Raw genomic sequence first — 21,022 nt, 5'->3', positions numbered from 1 at the left:
CGCAATAGAAGGGGCTTATTGATGGCAAAACTTGCAATTACTTTTTCATTTAACCGCGGCTATGATTTTATAAAAAAGTTAGCACTCATCTCTTGACAGTGCTAACAAAGCGTGTTATAGTACGACTAGAACAAGGAAAACAAAGCACAATTCCATGGCCGAGCCGGTAAGCGGCAGGCAGAAAGAGAGGGGAATGGGTGATGAATATTAATAAATTTACGCAGAAGTCAATGGAAGCAGTACAAAACTGTGAGAAGCTGGCTTATGAATATGGAAACCAGCAGATCGATGAGCCCCATCTGCTGTACAGCCTTCTGACATTGGATGACAGTCTGATCCTGAAGCTTGTGACGAAGATGGGCATCCAGGGTGAGATGTTTGTAGGGGAGGCGAAAAAGGCCATTGAAAAGCTTCCGAAGGTAAGCGGAGGCGGACAGCTTTATATCAGCGGTGATCTGAATAAAGTCCTGCTGGGAGGCGAGGACGAGGCAAAGGCCATGGGCGATGAGTATGTGTCTGTGGAGCATCTTTTCCTGTCTCTGCTTAAGAACCCCAGCAGGGAGATAAAGGAGCTGTTCAGGCTCTACAACATTACTAGGGAGAAGTTCCTGCAGGCTCTTTCTACTGTAAGGGGAAACCAGCGTGTGGTGAGTGATAACCCGGAGGCTACCTACGACACCCTCCAGAAATACGGCTATGACCTGGTAGAGCGGGCCAGGGACCAGAAGCTGGATCCTGTGATCGGACGTGACAGCGAGATCAGAAATGTGGTCCGCATCCTGTCCAGAAAGACGAAGAATAATCCGGTGCTCATTGGTGAGCCCGGTGTAGGTAAGACTGCAGTGGTGGAGGGCCTGGCCCAGCGTATTGTGCGGGGAGATGTGCCTGACGGACTGAAGGATAAAAAGCTGTTTGCCCTGGATATGGGCTCCCTGGTGGCAGGTGCCAAATACAGGGGAGAATTTGAGGAGCGCTTAAAGGCTGTCCTGGAAGAAGTAAAGAAAAGCGACGGCCAGATCATCCTGTTCATCGATGAGCTCCACACCATTGTGGGGGCAGGAAAGACGGAAGGATCCATGGATGCCGGCAATATGCTAAAGCCCATGCTGGCAAGAGGCGAGCTTCACTGCATTGGCGCTACCACCCTGGATGAGTACCGTCAGTACATTGAAAAGGATGCGGCTCTGGAGCGCCGTTTCCAGCCTGTTATGGTGGATGAACCCACGGTGGAGGATACCATATCCATCCTGCGCGGCTTAAAGGAGCGCTATGAGGTTTACCACGGGGTAAAGATCACAGATTCCGCCCTGGTGAGCGCAGCCATGCTGTCTGACCGCTATATTTCCGACCGTTTCCTGCCGGATAAGGCCATTGACCTGGTGGATGAGGCCTGCGCTATGATCAAGACAGAGCTGGATACCCTTCCGGCGGATCTGGATGAGATGTCCAGGCGGATCATGCAGATGGAGATCGAGGAGGCTGCCCTGAAGAAGGAGACAGACCGCTTAAGCCAGGACCGTCTGGCAGACCTTCAGAAGGAGCTGGCGGAGCTCCACGATGAGTTCGCAGCGAAAAAGGCCCAGTGGGAGAACGAAAAGGCCAGTGTGGACCGCCTCTCCAGCCTGCGCGAGGAGATCGAGAACGTAAACCGCGAGATCCAGGATGCCCAGCAGAAATATGACCTGAACAAGGCGGCAGAGCTGCAGTACGGAAAGCTGCCGCAGCTGCAGAAAGAGCTGGCAGCAGAAGAGGAAAAGGTGAAAAAGGAAGATCTAAGCCTTGTCCATGAGAGTGTCACAGAGGATGAGATCGCCCGCATTGTATCAAAGTGGACAGGTATCCCTGTTGCAAAGCTGACAGAGAGCGAGCGCAGCAAGACCCTCCATCTGGATGAAGTGCTCCACAAGAGGGTAGTGGGCCAGGATGAAGGCGTGGAGAAAGTGACAGAGGCCATCATCCGTTCCAAAGCAGGGATCAAGGATCCCTCGAAGCCAATCGGCTCCTTCCTGTTCCTGGGCCCCACAGGCGTAGGCAAGACAGAGCTTGCTAAGGCACTTGCAGAGTCCCTGTTTGACGATGAGTCCAACATGGTGCGTATCGATATGAGTGAGTACATGGAGAAGCACTCCGTCGCACGTCTGATCGGAGCGCCTCCAGGCTATGTGGGCTATGATGAAGGCGGACAGTTGACAGAGGCCGTGCGCCGCAAGCCCTACAGCGTTGTCCTGTTTGATGAGGTGGAGAAGGCGCATCCCGATGTGTTCAATGTGCTCCTTCAGGTGCTTGACGACGGGCGCATCACAGATTCCCAGGGACGTACGGTGGACTTTAAGAATACCATTATTATCCTGACCTCCAATATCGGTTCCCAGTACCTGTTAGACGGTATTGGGGAGGATGGAAATATTCTGCCGGATGCAGAGAAGGCTGTTATGAACGACTTAAGGACCCATTTCAGGCCGGAGTTCCTCAACAGGCTGGATGAGGTCATCCTATTTAAGCCTTTGACAAAGGAGAATATTGGACGCATTGTGGATCTGTGCATCCGTGATCTGAATAAGCGCCTTTCTGACAGGGAGCTCACCATTGAGCTGACAGACACGGCCAAAGCCTATATCACGGACAATGGATATGATCCCGTATATGGAGCACGTCCATTGAAGCGGTATCTGCAGAAGTACGTGGAGACACTGGCAGCTAAGCTGATCCTGGGAGATGGAGTGAGAGAGGGAAGCAATATTGTGATCGATCTCTCGGAGGATGGAAAGCGCCTGATCGCATATGTGGAGTGAGAATGACAGCCTCTGCAGATGCTGTCCGAATAAAATCTGATAATTTCATTATTTGAAATATAATTCAGAAAATTCATGCCAACACTTAGAAAAAGGTGAAAATACCACAAAATTATGTTGAAAACGGGTGTTGCAGGTGTTATAATCGTTTCTGCTGAATTGCAAGAAACGGATGAAGATAGAAGAAAAAGGCAGGTAGCAGTCGTGAGTACCATTCCGAAAGATCCATATATGCTGTTAAGTTATGTAAACACCCAGCTTCGTGATCATTATGACTCTCTGGAGGAAATGTGTTATGCGCTGGATGTGGACGTATCTACGGTGGTAGACGTGTTGTCTGGCATTGGCTATACCTATGAAGCGGACCAGAATTGCTTCCGTTCATGAACCATATACAGGATTTCTAAAAGCCGGCTTCATCTGAGCAGCATCAGATGAAGCCGTTTTCCAATTTTAGGAAAAGTGAAGGGAAGGATGAGTATGCGGTACAGGTATAAGGCCAGAAGCATGGATGGAAAGGTACACCGCGGAGTGATCGAGGCCTCAGACAGCAGGGCGCTCATAACATATCTGGACAGCATAGGACTGTTCTGCTGCAGCTGGAAGGCATGTGAGGAAGCGGTATCCCGTCATGCGTCCATCAAGTCAAAGCATCTGTCTCCTCTATGCAGGCAGATGTCAGTAATGCTGTCAGCGGGAGTACCCATTTTCCATATTTTGGATATTTGCTGTGCGAATGCAGGAGACAGGCAGTTAAAAGAGGCGCTGGCAGAAATACGGGAAGGCATTCAAAAAGGACTGACATTTTCAGAAGCAATGGAAACCATATCCGGCAGCTTTCCGAACCTGCTCGTGCACATGGTAAAGACAGGCGAGTCCAGCGGGAGGCTGGATGAGCTTTTGGATAAAATGGCAGACTACTACAGCAGAGAAGAGGAGCTTAACGGAAAAGTGCGTGAGGCAATGACCTATCCCCTGATCCTGCTGTCTGTTACGATTGCGGTATCCTTCTTTTTGCTGACAACAGTGCTTCCCCAATTTCAGAATATGCTGGAAGGACAGCCCATTCCCTGGTTCACCCGCCTCATGCTGGATGCAGGATCAAATCTATGTGCCTATGGATTCCTATACATCATAATAATCTTTCTATTGACCGCCCTGTCTATGGGTGTTCTTACGATTCCTTCGGTACGCCTGAAATCAGACCGGACCATACTTTATATCCCTATCATTGGAAAGCTGATAAAGACTATTTACACATCGCGTTTTGCCAACGCCTTTGCGGTCCTCTACGGAGGAGGAACGGGAGTTTTGGAGGCATTGGATGTGGCAGGAAGGATGATGGATAATACCTTTGTGAGAAAATGCCTGAAAGAGGCGGCGGAAGGGCTGAAAAGAGGAGAGACTCTTTCCCAGGCATTGAAGGCCTCAGGGATCTTTCATCCGGTTTTTGTGGCCATGACAGCTTCCGGCGAGGAATCCGGCTCCCTGGAGCGGGTATTGAAGGAAGCAGGAGTGCATTATGAAAAAGAGGCAGAAAGAGCGATCGAGCAGATGATAGCGCTGCTGGAGCCTGGGATGATACTGATCATGGCATTGATCGTGGGCAGTATGGTCCTGGCAGTTATGATACCTGTGTTCACCATGTATTCGTCTATGTTGTAGAGAGGAATGGAATGAAGCATTATATCAGCCTGAGGGGCAGTCATTTATCTTATATGAAAGACCGGGCGATCACATATTCCCTGCTTTGCAGGAAGCGGAGGATCGCTTGGTCAGGAGAGATGGAGGCCGGGGATGGGAAGCTTAGAGAGAGTATGAAAAAGCTCGCAGTGAAATACCGGCTAAAGGGAAAGAAGGCCAGCTTGGTCCTGGATGCCCCGGTGCGCTCTGCCTTCATGACACTTCCGGGTGCCGGCCCGGGCGAGCTGGAGGCTATGGCGAGAAACCGCCTGGTGTCAGAGGGCTTGTGCAGGGAGGACGCCCTGACTGCAGTAGATGTGTACAGCGCCGAAAAGGGAAATCCTGTGCATGCAACCGTATATTACATAGACAGAGGGAAGCTTCAGGAGCTGACAGGAGCCTTGGCAGAGGCCGGCATTTCCTGTGACCGGGTGATCGTGCGCAGCTCCTGTATTGCAGAGGTGGCCTGGCTTTGGTGGAAGGAAGAGTCCGTTCTCTTTGCAGAAATAGGCCTGGAACATATGGGGATTTATGGACTGTGGAGCGGACACTGCATTTCCCACCGCGTCTTAGCCATGAAGCCTCTGGAGTTTATACGCCTTCAGGCGGAGGACTGCCTTTGGGAGGAAATGGCAGAATGGGCGAGGGAAATATACCGGGAAATGAAGGACCGGGAGCATGTCTCCCTGCCAAAAGCTGTCATTCTGAGAACAGAAGGCATTGGGGATCCGGCAGTTGGGGCAGAAAAATTGAGCCGGGCCTTAAAGCTTCCCTGCCGTGTGATCCAGCCGGAAAAGGAAATGGTCTATAAGAGGAACAGATCTTCACAGGTGTATTTTTCAGACCGGCTGATAAAGAATAGGCCGGGAGGAAGGAGAAATCTCAGGCTGTCCTTTGGAAAGGTGTATGCCTGCCTGTTTTTTCTGAATGTTGTTATCGCTCTCTGTCTGTATTTGTTTCCCTATTTCCAGCTAAAGGAACTGAGGCACAGCACAGACCTGCTTACGTTTGCTGCGGGCGGTGCGGAAGGTGCAGACTTTTATGGGAAGGTGCTGCACGATGAAACGGAGGCTCTTCTGGCAGTCAGAAGGGCAGGCAGAGCGCTGTCTGAGGAAAATGGAGGCATATTAAAGAGAGAGTATATACAGGCAATTTCTGATTCACTGGAGTCTGGAATGAAGATAGATGCCCTGAGCTATGACAGTCGGGAGGCGCTGGTGGAAGTCACTCTGTCAGCAGAAAAGCCCTCCCAGATACCGGCTTTGGAGGAACGCATCCGGAGTACGGGAATCTTTAAAGAGGTGGGCCATAATGCATGGGAAATGGCAGAGAAGGAGGGGAACACCCGCTGCCTTGCCATCCTTTATGCAGTTTTAGATCAGGATACAGCGGAGGGAGGGCAAGGGGAGCCATGATACGCAAGCTGACGTTTAGGGAGCAGGTCCTTTTGGGGCTTCTGGGGATCGTGGTCATGTGGTGTCTGTTTCTCAGGCTGCTCATACTGCCTGTTTTCGAGGAGGTCTCCCAGGCAGAACAGGCCTTGGAAAATGCAAAGAGCCGCAGGGCAGAGCTTGAGCTATATACAGAGCGCCTGGAGGCCTTGAGGGAAGAGGAAGAAAACACAGAATTTTTCTACCATGATATGAAATGTGCCCAGATAGACAGGATGCTCCAGGAAACGGCATCAAAAGCAGGGATAGAAATCCTGCGCATGGAGATTGGAAAGCCTGAGATCTGGTATGAGCCGGAGGAGTCTCTGGATGATGCGGACGGGCCATCAGGTCCTTCTATCATGGAAGTCACAGTGGCAATGGAGATCCAATGTCCGGGAACAGGCAGTATAGGAATGTTTTCAGAGGAAATAGAGAGGACCTCCCGCAGCCTCTATCTCAGCCATTTAAATATAGAGGAGGCAGAGGGAAGCTTAAAGGGCGTTGTGGAGGTAGCGTATTACTATGTACAGACAGAATAATGGCGGTTTCTCTATGATCGAAGTGATCGTCAGCACAGCTCTCCTGCTGGTGGTAACACTGGGGTTTATCACAGCAGCAGCCGCTGGAGGGAAAGCCCTTTTGGAAGGTATGAAGCTGGAGAACTCCTGGACGGAGGAGGAGCTTTTGGCAGAGGAGGGAAGTCTGAAAGAAAGCCTCCTGAAGGTGTATTTCACCATAGAGGACCAGGAGGAAGGAGATACCATGGAGGCTGTTGAGGTATTTGAGGAATACCGTACACCGGGGAGCGGGGAGGATTACTACAGGCATAGATGAAGGGAGACTGTGAATGGACAGATGGATGGAAGGGAGCAGTGGTGCTACGCTTTTGGAAGTAGTGATCGCCTTATCTATTGCAGCCGTGATCGGGATATTTTCAATCAGCTTTCTGATGGGACAGATGAAGCTCTATTACCAGTATGACAAGAAAATACAGGCAATGCGCATGTGCTCTGGCGCCTATGACAGTTTGGAGAAGAGGATATGTTTTGGCTATGGATTTTATGTGGATCCATTCAGACCGGAAGAATTGGCATTTTCTGTAAAAACAGAAAGGCTGCCTGAAACGGAAAACGGCAGGGAAATAAGGCGGTCACGGAAGGCTGAACCAAAGGAGCGCATAAAAGCAGAGGATCTGGAAACCGGAAGCCAGGGTGATATGAAGCTGGAGCTTGATTTTTCAGGGACCTCAGGAGAACAGGTAAAAGTGGTGATGCGCGTGATGGAGGATGGAAAGGAAATCTACCGCCGGGAGGCAGAGTTTTCCTCCATGTACAGTACCTACAGTGCCGGGGAGGAGACAGATGAGGAATGGGAAGAGGAATGAAGGAAGTTCTCTGATCTGCGTTGTGTTCATGGTAGCCCTTCTGTCTGTGGTCTCTGTGGGCTACATGTGCATGGCAGATCATAACATGAGATATATGGTGAGAACCAGGAAATACAGGGAAGCAAGGACAGCGGCAAAATCCATCCACCAATCCTTTTGCGAGGCTGTGAGCTGCGGGGAATCAGAGGCCATGGACCAGATCTGGGACATGTTTGAGGAGGACTGCGGTGAGATCAGGGAAGAAATGGAAGCCATGGAGGAGGAAGAGTCCGAAGGGGAGGATGGGGAGGACACGGAGGATGAGGGCGAATACGGGTATGACTGGAAGCTTTTGCTAAAGGAGCGCCTGGGAGAGAAGGAATACACAGCCGTTGGACATGGGGAACATGAGGAAAAGGACATGGAGGTGGAGATCACCTTAAAGGCTGTTCCGGCCAAAGGTCAGGCAGTTGTCCGCACGGTGGTAACGTACAGCGGATATCACATTTCCCTGGCCGCCCAGATCCTCTTCGACAACAAGTCAGGAGACCGCATAGAGATCCCGCCTCCGGAGGGCGGCTCCTGGTCAGAGGCCTGTGAGGCTGCCGCATTTTACCGTACCGGGAATGGTGTATACAGGTACTATGAAGAGGAAGAAGGATCAGATCATCCCGGTGAGTGAGAAATAAGCGTCCAGTATCTCACGGTACCAGAGCCCGCAGATGATCAGGGCAGGAGCGAAGAAAGGCACCATGGGAGCCGGAGTTTGTCCATGGACCTTACCGCGTATAAGGGGAATGAGATACCACAGGCCAGCTGTAATATAGGACATAAAAATGGAGAGAATGGAAGCGTGGAGACCCAGAAACAGGCCGCTGGCAGTCATGAGCTTGATATCACCGACTCCAATTCCGCCTTCCGTGAGCAGGCTGACCGTGCCCAACAGAATGAGACAGAAGATGGCCCCGGCCAGTCTGGAGGGATAAGCAGGCCCCTTGTGCAGGAGCAGGGACAGAAGGGATATGGCGGCTATCACAGCGGGAATGACATCCGGGATCCGCATGGTCTTGATGTCAGAATAGGCGGCCGCGATGAGCAGCAGGGCAAACAGGGAGAAAAGGATGCAGGAATGGGCAGGAGTATAAATGTAATTCATATTGTTCACCTCAAAATTTTTCATAGTAAACCTGTATGCGCCCGGCAGCGGACGCACCACCGCACCGCGAAAACCTGGCGGGCGCATTGGGCATACCTGAATTTCGTGCCGCCTATCCGGCGGCAGGATTTTCATAGTATAGCACAGAAGAAAGGAAGGGACAACCAGTGCCGGAAAAAATAACCTTGGAAGGGCTGTTAGTGGAGAAGGGATACCTGACAGAAAACCAGTTAAACCGCATTTTGCTTATAAAGGAGCGCAATCCCAAAACCTCTGTCCCTGGGCTTCTTTTGGAGCTGGGATATGTAACGGAGGAAGCCCTGATAGAATGTGAGGGCGCAAGACTTGGCATACCGGTGATGCATTTGGCACAGAGGATACCGGATAAGAAGGCATCCGTTCTTCTGCCTGCTGTATTTGCAGAGAAGAACCGTGTGCTTCCCATAGGGGTGAAGGAGGAGGAGCTGATCCTGGCATTCTCCTTTCCTCTGGATCATGATATTGCAGAAGAAGCGGCAACCCTGACGGGCATGAGGGTAAAGCCGGTATTTGTTCTGGCAAAGGAGCTGGACACCGCCATAAGGACCGTCTATGGCAGCAGTGACCGGGCAAGGGAGGACGGCATCGCAGGCAGCGGGGAGACGGAACTGCTTTTGCGGGAGCGGGTGGAGAGCGCCCCTGTTGTCCGCCTGGTAAACGAGATCATAGAGGCCGCTTACAGGGAAAATGCCAGCGATATCCATGTAGAGCCAGGAAAGGAGAAGCTGACTATCCGGATCCGTATCAACGGTGACCTGGTTATCCATAAGGTACTGGATCCGGGTTACCACAGGCCTATGGTGACAAGGCTCAAGCTGGTGTCAGGCATGGACATCGCGGAAAAGCGGCTGCCCCAGGACGGCAAATATCACTATGAAAAGGGAGACGTTTCCACGGACTTAAGGATCTCCACTCTTCCCACGATCTACGGAGAGAAGGTGGTGCTCCGTCTGCTGGGGAACAACAGGGATCTGGCTCTTATGGACCTGCACCGCCTGGGCATGGAGAAGGAGCAGGCAGCTATTTTTGAAAAAATGTTGTCTGCGCCCTACGGCATGATCCTGGTGACAGGGCCTACAGGAAGCGGAAAGACCACCACCCTTTATGCGGCGCTCAGCCGTATGGCGATCAAGAAGATCAATGTAGTGACAGTGGAGGATCCTGTGGAGAAGATGATAGAGGGCGTCACACAGGTACAGGTGAATCCCAAAGCAGGGCTTACCTTTGCTAAGACCCTGCGTTCCATCCTAAGGCAGGATCCGGATGTCATCATGGTAGGAGAAATGCGGGATGAGGAGACGGCCTCCATTGGTATCCGTGCAGCCATCACAGGCCATCTTGTGCTCTCTACCCTGCACACCAATGACTGTGCGTCTGTGATCGACAGGCTGAGGAACATGGGCGTTCCTCCCTATATGATCGCTGACTCCCTGACGGGAGTGGTGGCTCAGAGGCTGGTAAAAGTCCTCTGCCCCTTCTGCAGAAAGCAGGTGCCCTTGGACCGCAGCCAGAGAGAGCTCGCCCATCTCTCCGGCATCCGGGAGCCAAAGATGCTGTGGAGCCCCACCGGCTGTCCCCGCTGCAAAGGGACAGGATACATCCGCCGGAGAGCTGTGTATGAGATCATGGAAGCAGATGAACAGCTGAAAAATCTGATCATGTCCCAGGCTTCTGTAAAAGAAATCCAAAATCATCAGGAAAAACGGGGGATAAAACCGTTAAAAGAGTATGTGCTGAAAATGGTTCTGGATGGCGAAACAGGGTGGGAGGAAGCGAAACGGCTGGTCTATTATGCAGAATAATGAGGAAAGGGGAAAAGGAAGAATGAATACAAATGAAAAAGAAAGGAACAAAAGGCATAATGGAGGTTTTACTCTGGTAGAGCTTATCTGTGTGATTGCGATCATGGGAATCCTTGTGGCAATTGCAGTACCCTCCTATCGTAATATCCAGATGAAGTCAGCACGTCAGGTTGCCATTTCCAATGCCAGATCCAATTATACCCTGGGAAAGGCACAGCAGGATATGCTGGATGCAGGCGTAATGCAGCCTTCTGAGACAGAAGAATACTATTATGATAAGGAGAGTGATACAGCAACGTGGGAGGGAAAGATAAACGGTACCCTTTACAAAGCCGAATTCCCAGGCAAAAGCGGAAATGGGAATATTGTAACTGGTGAATGATATATGTATAATAGGATAGTATAAAATGAATATGAATCGAAGAGCAAGATTACAAGGAGGATTTACGCTTGTGGAGCTGATCGCAGTGATGGCGATCGTGTCTGTGCTCATGATCTTCACAGTTCCCCATATGGCATCCTACATTCAGGGAACCCGAAGAGCCGCCGCCATGGTGGAGGCAAGAGAGGCGGCAGATGCCGTCCAGCGGTACCTGGATGACGAGAAGGAGAAGGGAGATCTGGAGCCCAAGGAGCTGCGCAAGCTGATGGAGACAAATCTGAATGATCCGAATGGTGTTTTAAAGGACTATATATCAGGCGGGCAGAAGGACGCCAGGATCGCATCCATTGAAGTGGACGTAAAATCAGGAACATTAAAGAAGCTGGTATATGACAACGAAGCTGTGCGGATCAGGATCGACATTGAAGAGGATGGAACAAGGACCATAGAAGATGTAACAGGCAGGTGATCCGGCAGAGAAGAGCAGGGAGGGCGGTGCATATGGCGGTCATTTTTTATATCAACCTTCTGTTTTCCATTATCATCATTTTCTTCCAGCGCCGTGATCCCAAAAGCGTCTGGACCTGGCTTTTGGCGCTGAATTTCATTCCGGTATTCGGTATCCTGTTCTACCTCCTTTTTGGTCAGGATCTGAAAAAAAGCAGGATGTTCCGGATAAAGGAGGTCAGCGACCGGCTGAACATACCGATCAGGAAGCAGGAAAAAAGCATACGCTCTGATGACATGCCGGAGGAAATGATGGACCCCATGTCCAGGGATTTTAAAAGCCTGATCCTCTATAATCTGGAGACCTCCGGAGCGGTTCTAAACTACAGGAACCGCGTCCGGATCTACACAGACGGAAGGGAAAAATTTGAAGCCCTAAGGCAGGAGCTGCGAAGGGCCCGCCGTTTTATCCATATACAATATTACATTATAAAAAATGATGAGGTCTTTGACTCCATTGTGCCCATACTCATGGAAAAAGCGAGGGAAGGAGTGGAGGTCAGGATACTCTACGATGGAATGGGCGGGCGCTTTATGCCGAAGAGCCGTTGGGAGGAACTGCGCGGGGCCGGCATACGGACAGGCGTATTTTTTCCTCCCTTCCTGGGCTGGATGAACCTTCGCGTCAACTACCGGAACCACAGGAAAATCGTGGTGATCGATGGTGCTGTGGGCTTTGTGGGAGGCTTTAATATCGGCAGGGAGTACATCTCAAAGGAACCGAAATTCGGATACTGGCGTGACACCCATCTGAAGATAACAGGAGAGGCCGCGGTAAGCCTGCAGATACGTTTTGCCCTGGACTGGAACTATGCCACAGGGGAGAACCTGTTTAAGCATGCGGAATATTTTGAGGCCTATGCCGAGCCGGCTTCCACTGTCTATATGCAGATCATTGCCAGCGGGCCTGACACCAGGCAGCCCCATATCAGGGACAATTACCTGGAGCTGTTCCACATGGCAAAACACCATATCTATATACAGACACCCTATTTTGTGCCGGATGATGCCATCTTTTCCGCTCTGAAGATCGCGGCGCTTTCCGGCGTGGATGTAAGGCTCATGATACCCTGCAAGCCGGATCATCCCTTTGTGTACTGGGCTACCCTGTCCTTTGCAGGGGAGCTTTTGGACTATGGGGCAAGGGTCTATATTTATGAAAATGGCTTCCTGCATTCAAAGGGAGTCACCATAGACCAAAGAGCGGCCTGCTACGGGACAGCAAACATGGATATACGGAGCTTTGAACTGAATTTTGAGGTGAATGCCATCATATATGATGAAGGGACAGCCGGGGAGCTGGAGAAGGCCTTTATGGATGACCTTCCCCACTGCCGGGAGCTGAAAAAAGAGGAGTATATGAACAGAAGCTTAGGGCTGCGGGTGAGGGAGCAGTGCAGCCGCCTGCTGTCACCCCTTTTGTAGGCCGCCACAGTACATGAAAGTCAGCTGCTCCGGTCAGTACTTTTCAAAGTAAACCTACATGCGTCCAGCGGGCGGACGCGCCACCACATCACGAAAGTCTGGTGGACGCATTGGGCATACCTGAATACATGCCGCCTATCCGGCGGCGGACTTTTATAGTAAACTTTTGGAAATGCCCCTGGAAGCGCATAAAAGCTGCCGGGGGCCGTTCATACTAATGCCTATGATGACACATGCAAATACAACCAATATGGAAGGCCGGCTGCGCCGCCTTCTTCTTAATTTCTGCCGGTGCGGCATTGCCGGCTGGTGCCTGGAGGTCATGTTCACCTCCGTGGATTCTATTATGGCGGGAGATCCCACTCTGATGGGCCATACCTCTCTTATCATGTTTCCCATTTATGGAATGGGAGCTTTTCTTTTTCCCATAAGCTGTTTTCTGGATAAGTGGCTTACGGGGCTTCCGGGCTTTCCGCGGGCGGGAAGGGAAAGGCTTCCTGAGGCGGCGAGGCTTCTGCGCCATGGACTGATCTATATGGTGCTGATCTTTACAGCCGAATATATCACAGGGATATGGCTCACAAGCCGTCATATGTGCCCCTGGGATTACTCTGCATGGCCGGATAATGTGAACGGTGTGATACGCTTAAAATTCGCCCCACTGTGGTTTTTTACAGGGCTTTTATTTGAATTTATAACGGCTAAAAGAGCGGTTTAAGGTATTGTATTTGAGCGGTTCTTTTTATATAATAAATGGATAACGAATACAAAAGGAGAAGGAAAATGATACGGTTAATATTGGTGGCATCCACCATAGTGCTGTTCCTGATCTTCTCCATACCCATGGTATGGAAGCTCAGGGAGCTGCAGAAGACGGATCCTCAGGCTGCCCGTCAGAAATCCCAGAGGATCGTGGGGGGAGTATTCAGGCTGATCATAAGACTGGCCGGAATTACATACGAGGTTCAGGGGCTGGAACATATACCAATGGACAGGGCGGTGCTGTATGTGGGGAATCACAGGAGCTATTTTGATATTGTGGTGGGTTACGCAGTGCTCCCAGGGCCGACAGGCTTTGTGGCAAAAAAGGAGATGAAGCGCTGGCCTCTTCTGCGGGACTGGATGGAGCTGGTGAACTGCCTGTTTTTGGACAGGCAGAATATCAAGGAGGGCTTAAAAACCATACTGGAAGGGATCGAAAAGGTGAAAAGCGGCATATCCCTCTGGATCTTTCCTGAGGGGACCAGGTGTGAAAATGAGGACTGCACAGAGCTGCTGCCCTTCCGTGAGGGCAGCTTAAAGATCGCAGAAAAGAGCGGCTGTCCGGTGATCCCTGTGGCCATAAGCGGGACAGCGGAGGTCTTTGAAACGCACATTCCCTGGATCCGGCCCAGCCATGTGGTGATCCGCTTTGGAGAGCCCGTTTACATCAAGGAGCTAAAAGGGGATGCCAGAAAGTTTTCGGGCGCTTATATAAGGGATATCATCATTTCCATGCTGAAGGAGATCCGCAGGGAGCAGGCATAAGCATTATATGACATGAAACGGACATGCCTGCTGACGCAGGCATCACCATGCATGAAAGTCGATTGCTCCGTGCTGACGCACTCCCGCAATCGCCGCCAGTATTCGCAAATCACCCCACTCACTTCGTTCGTGCGGCTTTTTTGCTCATACTGGCTTGCCCGTCCGATATCCGTGAGCTCGCTCATGCAAGCATGGCTCATTCACGGCTGCCGTCCGGGACTTTCATAGTAAACCTACATGCGTCCAGCGGGCGGACGCGCCACCACACTACGAAAGTCTGGTGGACGCATTTGGCATACCTGAATACATGCCGCCTGTCCGGCGGCGGACTTTCATAGTAAAATACAGGATGGAGAAAAGGAACATATGAAAAATCTGGATTTGCAGGAGATCAGAGGCCAGCTTGACACCATTGACGGGCAGATACTGGAGCTTTTTGAAAAGAGGATGCAGCTTTGCGGGGATGTGGCCGCATTTAAGATCGGCACGGGCAAGGCTGTCTATGATGGGGAAAGAGAGCAGCAGAAGCTGAATGCCCTCATGGACATGGCAGAGGGAGAGTTTAACAAAAAGGGAGTATATGAGCTGTTCTCACAGATCATGACCATCAGCCGCAGGCTCCAGTACCGTCTTCTGGCCCAGAATGGGAAGAACCTGGATACAGGCTTTACGATGGTAGATGAGTTAAAAAGGAATGGCGTGAAGATCGCCTACCAGGGAGTGGAGGGCTCCTATGGCCATGGGGCGGCTCTCCAGTATTTCGGCGAAAATGCCCAGGTGTACCATGTGGCTGCCATGGAGGATGCCATGGTGGAGGTGGAAGAGGGAAGGGCAGATTACGCAGTGCTCCCCATTGAAAACTCTTCTGCAGGCGCAGTCAGCGATAATTATGATCTTCTTGTAAAGCACAATGTCTACATAGTGGCAGAGACCCAGCTTCCCGTGAATCACGCCCTGTTAGGGCTGCCGGGAGCATCGTTAGAGGATATCAGACAGGTGTACTCTCATCCCCAGGCCCTGATGCAGTGCTCCCAGTATCTGAATGCCCACAGGAAATGGCGCCAGGTCAGCATGGAGAATACGGCTGTAGCAGCAAAGAAGGTGCTGGAGGAAGGGGATGTCACCCAGGCAGCAGTTGCAAGCGAGATCGCAGGAAGGCTGTACGGCCTGAAGGTGCTGGAGCCCTCCATTAACCACAACAAGAACAATACGACCCGGTTCATCATCCTGGCAAGAACTCCAATCTACAGAAAGGATGCCTCTAAGGTGAGCATCTGCTTTGAGGGAGCACACAAGAGCGGCTCTCTCTACAACATGCTGGGAAACCTGATCTACAACGGCGTCAACATGCTTATGATCGAGTCCAGGCCCATAGAGGGGCGCAGCTGGGAATACCGTTTCTTTGTGGATGCAGAAGGCTCCTTAAGCGACGAGGCCATACAGAACGCGCTGACAGGCATCTCCAAGGAGGCTGCCAGCCTGCGGATATTAGGAAATTATTAAGGACAGCAAGGAGATACCATCATGAACATCAATGGACTTGTAATATACCGGAACTTAGAATACAGAAAGCTGTTTGAGGATATGGCCTGTCTTATGGGGCTGGCAGAAAAGGAGGAAAGGCCGGATGCCTTTGCCTGTGTGGGCGGGCTTGTGGAGCTGGCTGCCAAATACGGCTTTGAGGGGAATCTGTGGCACTGCTTTTTGGCATTCTGCCTTGCCAACAATGAAAATGCCTATACCACAGCCTGTGAGATCACAGGGGCAGCGGGAGGCTCCATTGACCTGCTGGCAAAGAACGACTATACCATCTTCAAGGACCTGTTTGATTTTGATCTTTTAAGCCTTGCTCCCAGCGGGCTGTGGAAGGAGGCTGCCTGCTACCGCCCTGCCAAAAAGGAGAGCCGTGTATTTAACCGCCGTATCCGTGACCGCATCGTAAGCCTTGCAGTACAGCTGGAGCAGTCAAAGGATGTGGAGGAGTTCCAGGGCCATGTAGTGGACTTTTATAAGGAATTTGGCGTGGGCAAGTTCGGCCTTAACAAGGCTTTCCGCATCATTGACAGGGAGGACGGCCAGAACGCGGTCATTGACCCCATCATTAATGTGGAGCACGTGTATTTTAAGGATCTGGTGGGCTATGAGCTTCAGAAAAAGAAGCTGATCGAAAATACAGAGGCCTTTGTGGCGGGAAAGGAGGCCAACAATGTACTCCTTTTCGGAGATGCAGGCACAGGAAAATCCTCCAGTGTCAAGGCCATTCTCAATGAATATTACAGCAGAGGCCTGCGTATGATTGAGGTGTACAAGCACCAGTTTAAGTCATTGTCTGATGTGCTGGAGCAGATAAAGGACAGGAACTACAAGTTCATCATCTACATGGATGATCTCTCCTTTGAGGACTATGAGCTGGAGTATAAGTATTTGAAGGCCATATTGGAGGGAGGCCTGGGGAAACGGCCGGATAATGTGCTGATCTATGCCACCTCCAACCGCCGCCATCTGATACGGGAGAAATTCAGCGACAAGAGGGAGCTGGATGACGAGCTGCACAACAATGATACGGTGCAGGAAAAGCTGTCCCTGGCAGCCCGCTTTGGCGTGACGATCTACTACGGCTCACCGGATAAGCGCGAGTTTAAAGGCATTGTAAAGGCATTGGCAGACAGATATGGACTTGATATGCCGGAGGAGGAGCTCTATGCAGAAGCCAACAAGTGGGAGCTGAGCCACGGAGGCCTGTCGGGCCGCACCGCTACCCAGTTTATCACACATCTGCTGGGGACAAGGCAGTAAAACTGTATGGATCCGGCGGCAGGACTTTCATAGTAACGATTTACCGGGATTTTACATACACTTTACCTGGATTGTATGGAAAGAAATCCCGGTGCCTTTATAATTAGGATGTACATCTCACAAAATCGGGCACAAAGAGACTCCGGGAGTACATCAGGGGTAAAAGGAGGGAAAAAAGTGGCGATTCGTATGTTTGCGGCAATTGATGTAGGTTCATTTGAGCTGGAAATGGGAATCTATGAGATATCCTATAAGACAGGGATCCGGTGTGTTGACCATATCCGCCATGTGATCGCCCTGGGAAGGGACAGCTTCAGCCAGGGAAAGATCAGCTATGAGCTGGTGGAGGAGATGTGCGGGGTCTTAAGCGAATTTGTCCAGATCATGAAGACCTATAAGGTGAAGGATTACAGGGCATATGCCACAAGCGCTCTGAGGGAGGCCAGGAATAAGCAGATCATTCTGGATCAGATACGGGTGAGGACAGGCCTCAATGTACGCATTATCAGCAATTCCGAGCAGCGCTTTATCAGCTACAAGGCGATCGCATCAAAGGCCGCTGAGTTTGAAAAGATCATCCAGAAGGGAACTGCTATTGTGGATGTGGGCTTTGGAAGCGCCCAGCTGTCCCTGTTTGACAAGGATGCCCTTGTGACAACGCAGAACCTGCCTCTGGGGACCATGCGCATCCGCAGCATGCTGTCGAAGATCCCTTCCACTGTCAGGGGACATAAGGAGCAGATAGAAGAGGTCGTTGACAATGAGCTGTTTACCTTCCGGAAAATGTATTTAAAGGACAGGCAGGTCGCTAACCTGATCGGCATCGGGGAAAATATCCTTTATGTGATCCGGCGTATGGGCTTAAAAGATATGAGCGACAAAATAGATGCCGCCACGATGCACCAGCTCTATGACAGGCTGAGCCATATGAGCACAGACCAGATCGAGGAGTACTTTGGGGTCAACAGCGAGTACGCTTCCCTTCTTCTGCCGAGTATAGCAGTGTATAACCGGATACTGGAGATCACAGGAGCGGATCTTTTCTGGGCAGCAGGCATACGCCTCTGTGACGGCATTGCGGCAGAGTATGCAGACGACAACAAACTGGTGAAGTTCAGTCATAACTTTGAGAACGATATCCTGGCAGCCTCCAGAAATATGGCAAAGCGCTACAAATGCCATACAAGCCATAACCAGGCCCTGGAGGAGTATGCCCTGAAGATATTTGATAATATGAAGAAGTTCCACGGCCTGGAAAACAGGCACAGGCTCCTTCTGCAGATCGCGGTGCTGCTGCACGCCTGCGGCAAGTTTATCAGCATCCGCAACTCCAATGAGTGCTCCTACAACATCATCATGTCAACAGAGATCATAGGCCTAAGCCATCTGGAGCGTGAGATCATAGCCAATGTGGTCCGGTATAATATCAGGGACTTTGACTATGACATGGTACAGCTGGAGACACAGATACATGAGGAGGATCCCTCCGGTTTAAGCCGCAATGCGATCACCATACTGATCGCAAAGCTGACAGCCATCCTGCGCCTGGCCAATTCCATGGACAGAAGCCACAGAGGTAAGCTCGCAGACTGCCGCATGGCAGTGCGGGACAATGAATTGGTCATCACCACCGGCTATCAGGGGGATCTGACGCTGGAGCGCACGTCATTTGAGCAGAAAGCCGACTTTTTTGAGGAAATATTTGGGATCAGGCCAGTATTAAAGCAGAAGAGGAGTGTGTAATATGGCAGAGACAGCAGCAAAGGCCCAGAATGTAAAAGCAAAGGGGCCAAAGACAAAGACAGAAAAGGCAAAGACAGCCGGAGCCGGGACGGAAGCGGCAGAGATCGATTTTGCTGCCAACCCGGACAATTATGTCAACCGTGAGCTCAGCTGGCTGGAATTTAACTACAGGGTGCTCAGCGAGGCAAGGGATAAGGCCATTCCCCTCTTTGAGCGGCTGAAATTCCTGAGCATTACCGCATCCAACCTGGATGAATTTTATATGGTGCGCGTGGCCTCCTTAAAGGATATGGTCCATGCAAAGTATACAAAGCCTGATATCGCAGGGCTGACTCCACAGGAGCAGCTTGACCGTATCAGCGAGAAGACGCATCAGCTGGTGGAGACCCAGTATTCCACCTACAACCGTTCCCTTGTGCCTGCCCTTCGCCAGAACGGCCTCCGGATCATCATGGAGCACGAGGAGCTGACACAGGAGGAGGCGGCCTACATTGACGCCTATTTCCAGAAAAACGTATACCCGGTGCTGACGCCCATGGCCTTTGACTCCTCCAGGCCATTTCCTCTCATCAGGAATAAGACGCTGAACATTGCCGCCCTTTTAAAGAAAAAGAATGAAAAAGAGGAGGAGCTTGAATTTGCCATGGTGCAGGTTCCCTCCGTTATCCCAAGGATCGTGGAGCTTCCCAGGGAGACGGGAGAGGACGGAACGGAGCAGCGCGTGGTCATCCTCTTAGAGGAGATCATTGAGCGTAATATGCCATCCCTGTTCCTCAACTACGACATTATCGCCTCCCATCCCTTCCGCATTATGAGAAATGCAGACCTGACCATTGACGAGGAGGAGGCGGTTGACCTGCTGGAGGAGATCCAGAAGCAGCTGAAGAAGCGTCAATGGGGAGAGGCCATCCGCCTGGAGATCGAGTCCAATGTGGATAAGCGCCTGCTCAAGATCCTGAAAAAGGAGCTTTCCATTAACAGCCAGGATATTTTCAGCATCAACGGCCCCCTGGACCTGACCTTCCTTATGAAGATGTACGGCTTAGACGGCTTTGAGTATTTTAAGGCGGCAAAGTATACGCCTCAGCCGGTACCGGCCCTGATGAACGAGGACGACATTTTCACCAATATCCGAAAGGGCGATATCCTTCTGCACCATCCATACCAGAGCTTTGATCCTGTAGTAAACTTTGTGCGCAGCGCCGCCAGGGATAAGGATGTGCTGGCGATCAAGCAGACCTTGTACCGCGTCAGCGGCAACTCCCCCATCATCGCAGCTCTGGCAGAGGCAGCGGATAACGGCAAGCAGGTTTCCGTCCTGGTAGAGCTGAAGGCCCGCTTTGACGAGGAGAACAATATCAACTGGGCAAAGATGTTAGAGAAGGCAGGCTGCCACGTGATCTATGGTCTGGTGGGCTTAAAGACCCACAGCAAGATCACACTGGTGGTGAGGATGGAGGAGGACGGCATCCGCCGCTACGTCCACCTGGGCACAGGCAACTATAACGATTCCACCGCAAAGCTGTATACAGACTGCGGTATCCTGACCTGCGATCCCCAGATCGGGGAGGATGCTACGGCTGTGTTCAACATGCTGTCGGGCTATTCCGAACCTCTGGCATGGAACAAGCTTTCCGTGGCTCCCCTGTGGCTGCGCCACAGGTTCCTTCGGATGATCCGCAGGGAACGGGACCATGCAAGAGAGGGCAGGCCGGGCCATATCATGGCAAAGATGAACTCCCTCTGTGACAAGGAGATCATCACAGCCCTCTATGAGGCCTCCTGTGCAGGTGTGAAGATCGAGCTGGTGGTGAGAGGCATCTGCTGCTTAAAGGCAGGTGTTCCGGGCTTAAGCGAAAACATTGCGGTGCGCTCCATTGTGGGCAATTTCCTGGAGCACAGCAGGATCTTCTATTTCTTAAATGACAACAGCCCTGAGGTGTACATGGGCAGCGCTGACTGGATGCCCAGGAACCTGGACCGCCGTGTGGAGATCATGTTCCCGGTGGAGGACGAGAAGCTCAAGGAGCAGGTCATCCACATTCTGGAGGTAGAGCTGGAGGACAACGTAAAGGCTCACATGCTCCAGCCTGACGGCACCTATGAAAAGGAGGACAAGCGGGGCAAGGTCCTGGTAAATTCCCAGGAGCAGTTCTGCAGGGAGGCCATGGATCTGGCGAAGGAGCATAGGAGAACAGATGACCCTTCGGTCACAAGGATCTTTAAGCCGATTGAGAGCAGTAACTAATATCATATCGAAAAAACAGCCGCCCAGGAGCGCAGCATATACTGCTGCCAGCCGGGCGGCTGTTTTTTATGGTAGTGCGCCTGGCGGCGCACGTTTCTAACCAGTGCAAGTCTGGAATCCGCCCGG

Annotated in this window: 19 protein-coding genes; 18 read left to right on the top strand and 1 reads right to left on the bottom strand. The window is 51.5% G+C overall.

Features of this window, described 5'->3' with window-relative positions:
* Positions 1-200: 200 nt before the first annotated feature.
* From clpB to LIZ87_RS19760, 8 genes are all read left to right on the top strand, one after another.
* Positions 201-2,792 (top strand): ATP-dependent chaperone ClpB, encoded by a 2,592-nt coding sequence (gene clpB, locus LIZ87_RS19795; RefSeq protein WP_227148926.1) that lies wholly within the window; start codon positions 201-203, stop codon positions 2,790-2,792.
* Positions 2,793-2,996: 204 nt separating this feature from the next.
* Positions 2,997-3,179, top strand: coding sequence for a DUF4250 domain-containing protein (locus LIZ87_RS19790; RefSeq protein WP_178314641.1), 183 nt, complete (start codon positions 2,997-2,999; stop codon positions 3,177-3,179).
* A gap of 93 nt (positions 3,180-3,272) precedes the next feature.
* The gene (locus tag LIZ87_RS19785) at positions 3,273-4,457 is read left to right on the top strand and encodes a type II secretion system F family protein (protein WP_227148925.1); all 1,185 of its coding nucleotides are present in this window, start codon (positions 3,273-3,275) and stop codon (positions 4,455-4,457) included.
* 11 nt (positions 4,458-4,468) lie between these two features.
* Entirely contained in the window at positions 4,469-5,890 is a 1,422-nt protein-coding gene (locus LIZ87_RS19780) for a hypothetical protein (protein ID WP_178314645.1), read from the top strand.
* A complete protein-coding gene (gene gspM, locus LIZ87_RS19775) occupies positions 5,887-6,447 on the top strand; it encodes a type II secretion system protein GspM (protein WP_227148924.1) in 561 nt (186 codons plus the stop codon). The genes LIZ87_RS19780 and gspM overlap by 4 nt, the downstream gene beginning before the upstream one ends.
* A complete protein-coding gene (locus LIZ87_RS19770) occupies positions 6,431-6,742 on the top strand; it encodes a type IV pilus modification PilV family protein (RefSeq protein WP_227148923.1) in 312 nt (103 codons plus the stop codon). Before gspM ends, LIZ87_RS19770 begins: the two co-directional genes overlap by 17 nt.
* A 13-nt stretch (positions 6,743-6,755) precedes the next feature.
* Positions 6,756-7,292, top strand: a complete 537-nt coding sequence (locus LIZ87_RS19765; RefSeq protein WP_227148922.1) for a PulJ/GspJ family protein — start codon at positions 6,756-6,758, stop codon at positions 7,290-7,292.
* Positions 7,270-7,953 carry a hypothetical protein gene (locus LIZ87_RS19760; RefSeq protein WP_178317345.1) on the top strand — a complete coding sequence of 228 codons (684 nt, stop codon included), beginning with the start codon at positions 7,270-7,272 and terminating at the stop codon, positions 7,951-7,953. Before LIZ87_RS19765 ends, LIZ87_RS19760 begins: the two co-directional genes overlap by 23 nt.
* Here LIZ87_RS19760 and LIZ87_RS19755 read toward each other — a convergent pair.
* Positions 7,933-8,451 (bottom strand): prepilin peptidase, encoded by a 519-nt coding sequence (locus LIZ87_RS19755; protein ID WP_227148921.1) that lies wholly within the window; start codon positions 8,449-8,451, stop codon positions 7,933-7,935. The two genes, LIZ87_RS19760 and LIZ87_RS19755, sit on opposite strands and share 21 nt — an antisense overlap.
* A gap of 143 nt (positions 8,452-8,594) precedes the next feature.
* Here LIZ87_RS19755 and LIZ87_RS19750 point away from each other — a divergent pair, with 143 nt between their 5' ends.
* The 10 genes from LIZ87_RS19750 (at position 8,595) to LIZ87_RS19705 (ending at position 20,896) form a co-directional block, all read left to right on the top strand.
* Positions 8,595-10,268 (top strand): GspE/PulE family protein, encoded by a 1,674-nt coding sequence (locus LIZ87_RS19750; RefSeq protein ID WP_178313352.1) that lies wholly within the window; start codon positions 8,595-8,597, stop codon positions 10,266-10,268.
* Positions 10,269-10,290: 22 nt separating this feature from the next.
* Positions 10,291-10,650, top strand: a complete 360-nt coding sequence (locus LIZ87_RS19745; RefSeq protein WP_178313350.1) for a type IV pilin protein — start codon at positions 10,291-10,293, stop codon at positions 10,648-10,650.
* A gap of 31 nt (positions 10,651-10,681) precedes the next feature.
* Positions 10,682-11,119, top strand: a complete 438-nt coding sequence (locus LIZ87_RS19740; protein ID WP_178313355.1) for a type IV pilin protein — start codon at positions 10,682-10,684, stop codon at positions 11,117-11,119.
* Positions 11,120-11,151: 32 nt separating this feature from the next.
* Positions 11,152-12,582, top strand: a complete 1,431-nt coding sequence (gene cls, locus LIZ87_RS19735; protein WP_178313348.1) for a cardiolipin synthase — start codon at positions 11,152-11,154, stop codon at positions 12,580-12,582.
* Positions 12,583-12,805: 223 nt separating this feature from the next.
* Entirely contained in the window at positions 12,806-13,300 is a 495-nt protein-coding gene (locus LIZ87_RS19730) for a putative ABC transporter permease (RefSeq protein WP_227148920.1), read from the top strand.
* Positions 13,301-13,365: 65 nt separating this feature from the next.
* Complete coding sequence (locus LIZ87_RS19725; protein WP_227148919.1) at positions 13,366-14,109, top strand: lysophospholipid acyltransferase family protein; 744 nt, start codon at positions 13,366-13,368, stop codon at positions 14,107-14,109.
* Between the two features lie 366 nt (positions 14,110-14,475).
* Complete coding sequence (gene pheA / locus LIZ87_RS19720; protein ID WP_178314387.1) at positions 14,476-15,612, top strand: prephenate dehydratase; 1,137 nt, start codon at positions 14,476-14,478, stop codon at positions 15,610-15,612.
* A 21-nt stretch (positions 15,613-15,633) separates the two neighbouring features.
* On the top strand, positions 15,634-16,905 hold the full coding sequence (locus LIZ87_RS19715; RefSeq protein ID WP_178314385.1) for an ATP-binding protein: 1,272 nt from the start codon (positions 15,634-15,636) through the stop codon (positions 16,903-16,905).
* A 177-nt stretch (positions 16,906-17,082) separates the two neighbouring features.
* On the top strand, positions 17,083-18,648 hold the full coding sequence (locus tag LIZ87_RS19710; protein ID WP_178314383.1) for a Ppx/GppA phosphatase family protein: 1,566 nt from the start codon (positions 17,083-17,085) through the stop codon (positions 18,646-18,648).
* A gap of 1 nt (position 18,649) precedes the next feature.
* Complete coding sequence (locus LIZ87_RS19705) at positions 18,650-20,896, top strand: RNA degradosome polyphosphate kinase (RefSeq protein WP_227148918.1); 2,247 nt, start codon at positions 18,650-18,652, stop codon at positions 20,894-20,896.
* Positions 20,897-21,022 lie beyond the last annotated feature (126 nt).

The sequence above is a fragment of the Lacrimispora sp. 210928-DFI.3.58 genome, from assembly GCF_020554865.1.
GTDB lineage: Bacteria > Bacillota > Clostridia > Lachnospirales > Lachnospiraceae > Enterocloster.
The sequence above is the reverse complement of the archived record's forward strand: the minus strand, read 5'-3'. Positions and strand labels throughout refer to the sequence as shown.

Excerpts from the sequence above, each read along its gene's own strand:
- clpB (WP_227148926.1), top strand. The coding sequence starts at position 201 with ATGAATATTAATAAATTTACGCAGAAGTCAATGGAAGCAGTACAAAAC.
- LIZ87_RS19785 (WP_227148925.1), top strand. The coding sequence starts at position 3,273 with ATGCGGTACAGGTATAAGGCCAGAAGCATGGATGGAAAGGTACACCGC.
- LIZ87_RS19780 (WP_178314645.1), top strand. The coding sequence starts at position 4,469 with ATGAAGCATTATATCAGCCTGAGGGGCAGTCATTTATCTTATATGAAA.
- gspM (WP_227148924.1), top strand. The coding sequence starts at position 5,887 with ATGATACGCAAGCTGACGTTTAGGGAGCAGGTCCTTTTGGGGCTTCTG.
- LIZ87_RS19770 (WP_227148923.1), top strand. The coding sequence starts at position 6,431 with ATGTACAGACAGAATAATGGCGGTTTCTCTATGATCGAAGTGATCGTC.
- LIZ87_RS19765 (WP_227148922.1), top strand. The coding sequence starts at position 6,756 with ATGGACAGATGGATGGAAGGGAGCAGTGGTGCTACGCTTTTGGAAGTA.
- LIZ87_RS19760 (WP_178317345.1), top strand. The coding sequence starts at position 7,270 with ATGAGGAATGGGAAGAGGAATGAAGGAAGTTCTCTGATCTGCGTTGTG.
- LIZ87_RS19755 (WP_227148921.1), bottom strand. The coding sequence starts at position 8,451 with ATGAAAAATTTTGAGGTGAACAATATGAATTACATTTATACTCCTGCC.
- LIZ87_RS19745 (WP_178313350.1), top strand. The coding sequence starts at position 10,291 with ATGAATACAAATGAAAAAGAAAGGAACAAAAGGCATAATGGAGGTTTT.
- LIZ87_RS19740 (WP_178313355.1), top strand. The coding sequence starts at position 10,682 with ATGAATCGAAGAGCAAGATTACAAGGAGGATTTACGCTTGTGGAGCTG.
- cls (WP_178313348.1), top strand. The coding sequence starts at position 11,152 with ATGGCGGTCATTTTTTATATCAACCTTCTGTTTTCCATTATCATCATT.
- LIZ87_RS19730 (WP_227148920.1), top strand. The coding sequence starts at position 12,806 with ATGATGACACATGCAAATACAACCAATATGGAAGGCCGGCTGCGCCGC.
- LIZ87_RS19725 (WP_227148919.1), top strand. The coding sequence starts at position 13,366 with ATGATACGGTTAATATTGGTGGCATCCACCATAGTGCTGTTCCTGATC.
- pheA (WP_178314387.1), top strand. The coding sequence starts at position 14,476 with ATGAAAAATCTGGATTTGCAGGAGATCAGAGGCCAGCTTGACACCATT.
- LIZ87_RS19715 (WP_178314385.1), top strand. The coding sequence starts at position 15,634 with ATGAACATCAATGGACTTGTAATATACCGGAACTTAGAATACAGAAAG.
- LIZ87_RS19705 (WP_227148918.1), top strand. The coding sequence starts at position 18,650 with ATGGCAGAGACAGCAGCAAAGGCCCAGAATGTAAAAGCAAAGGGGCCA.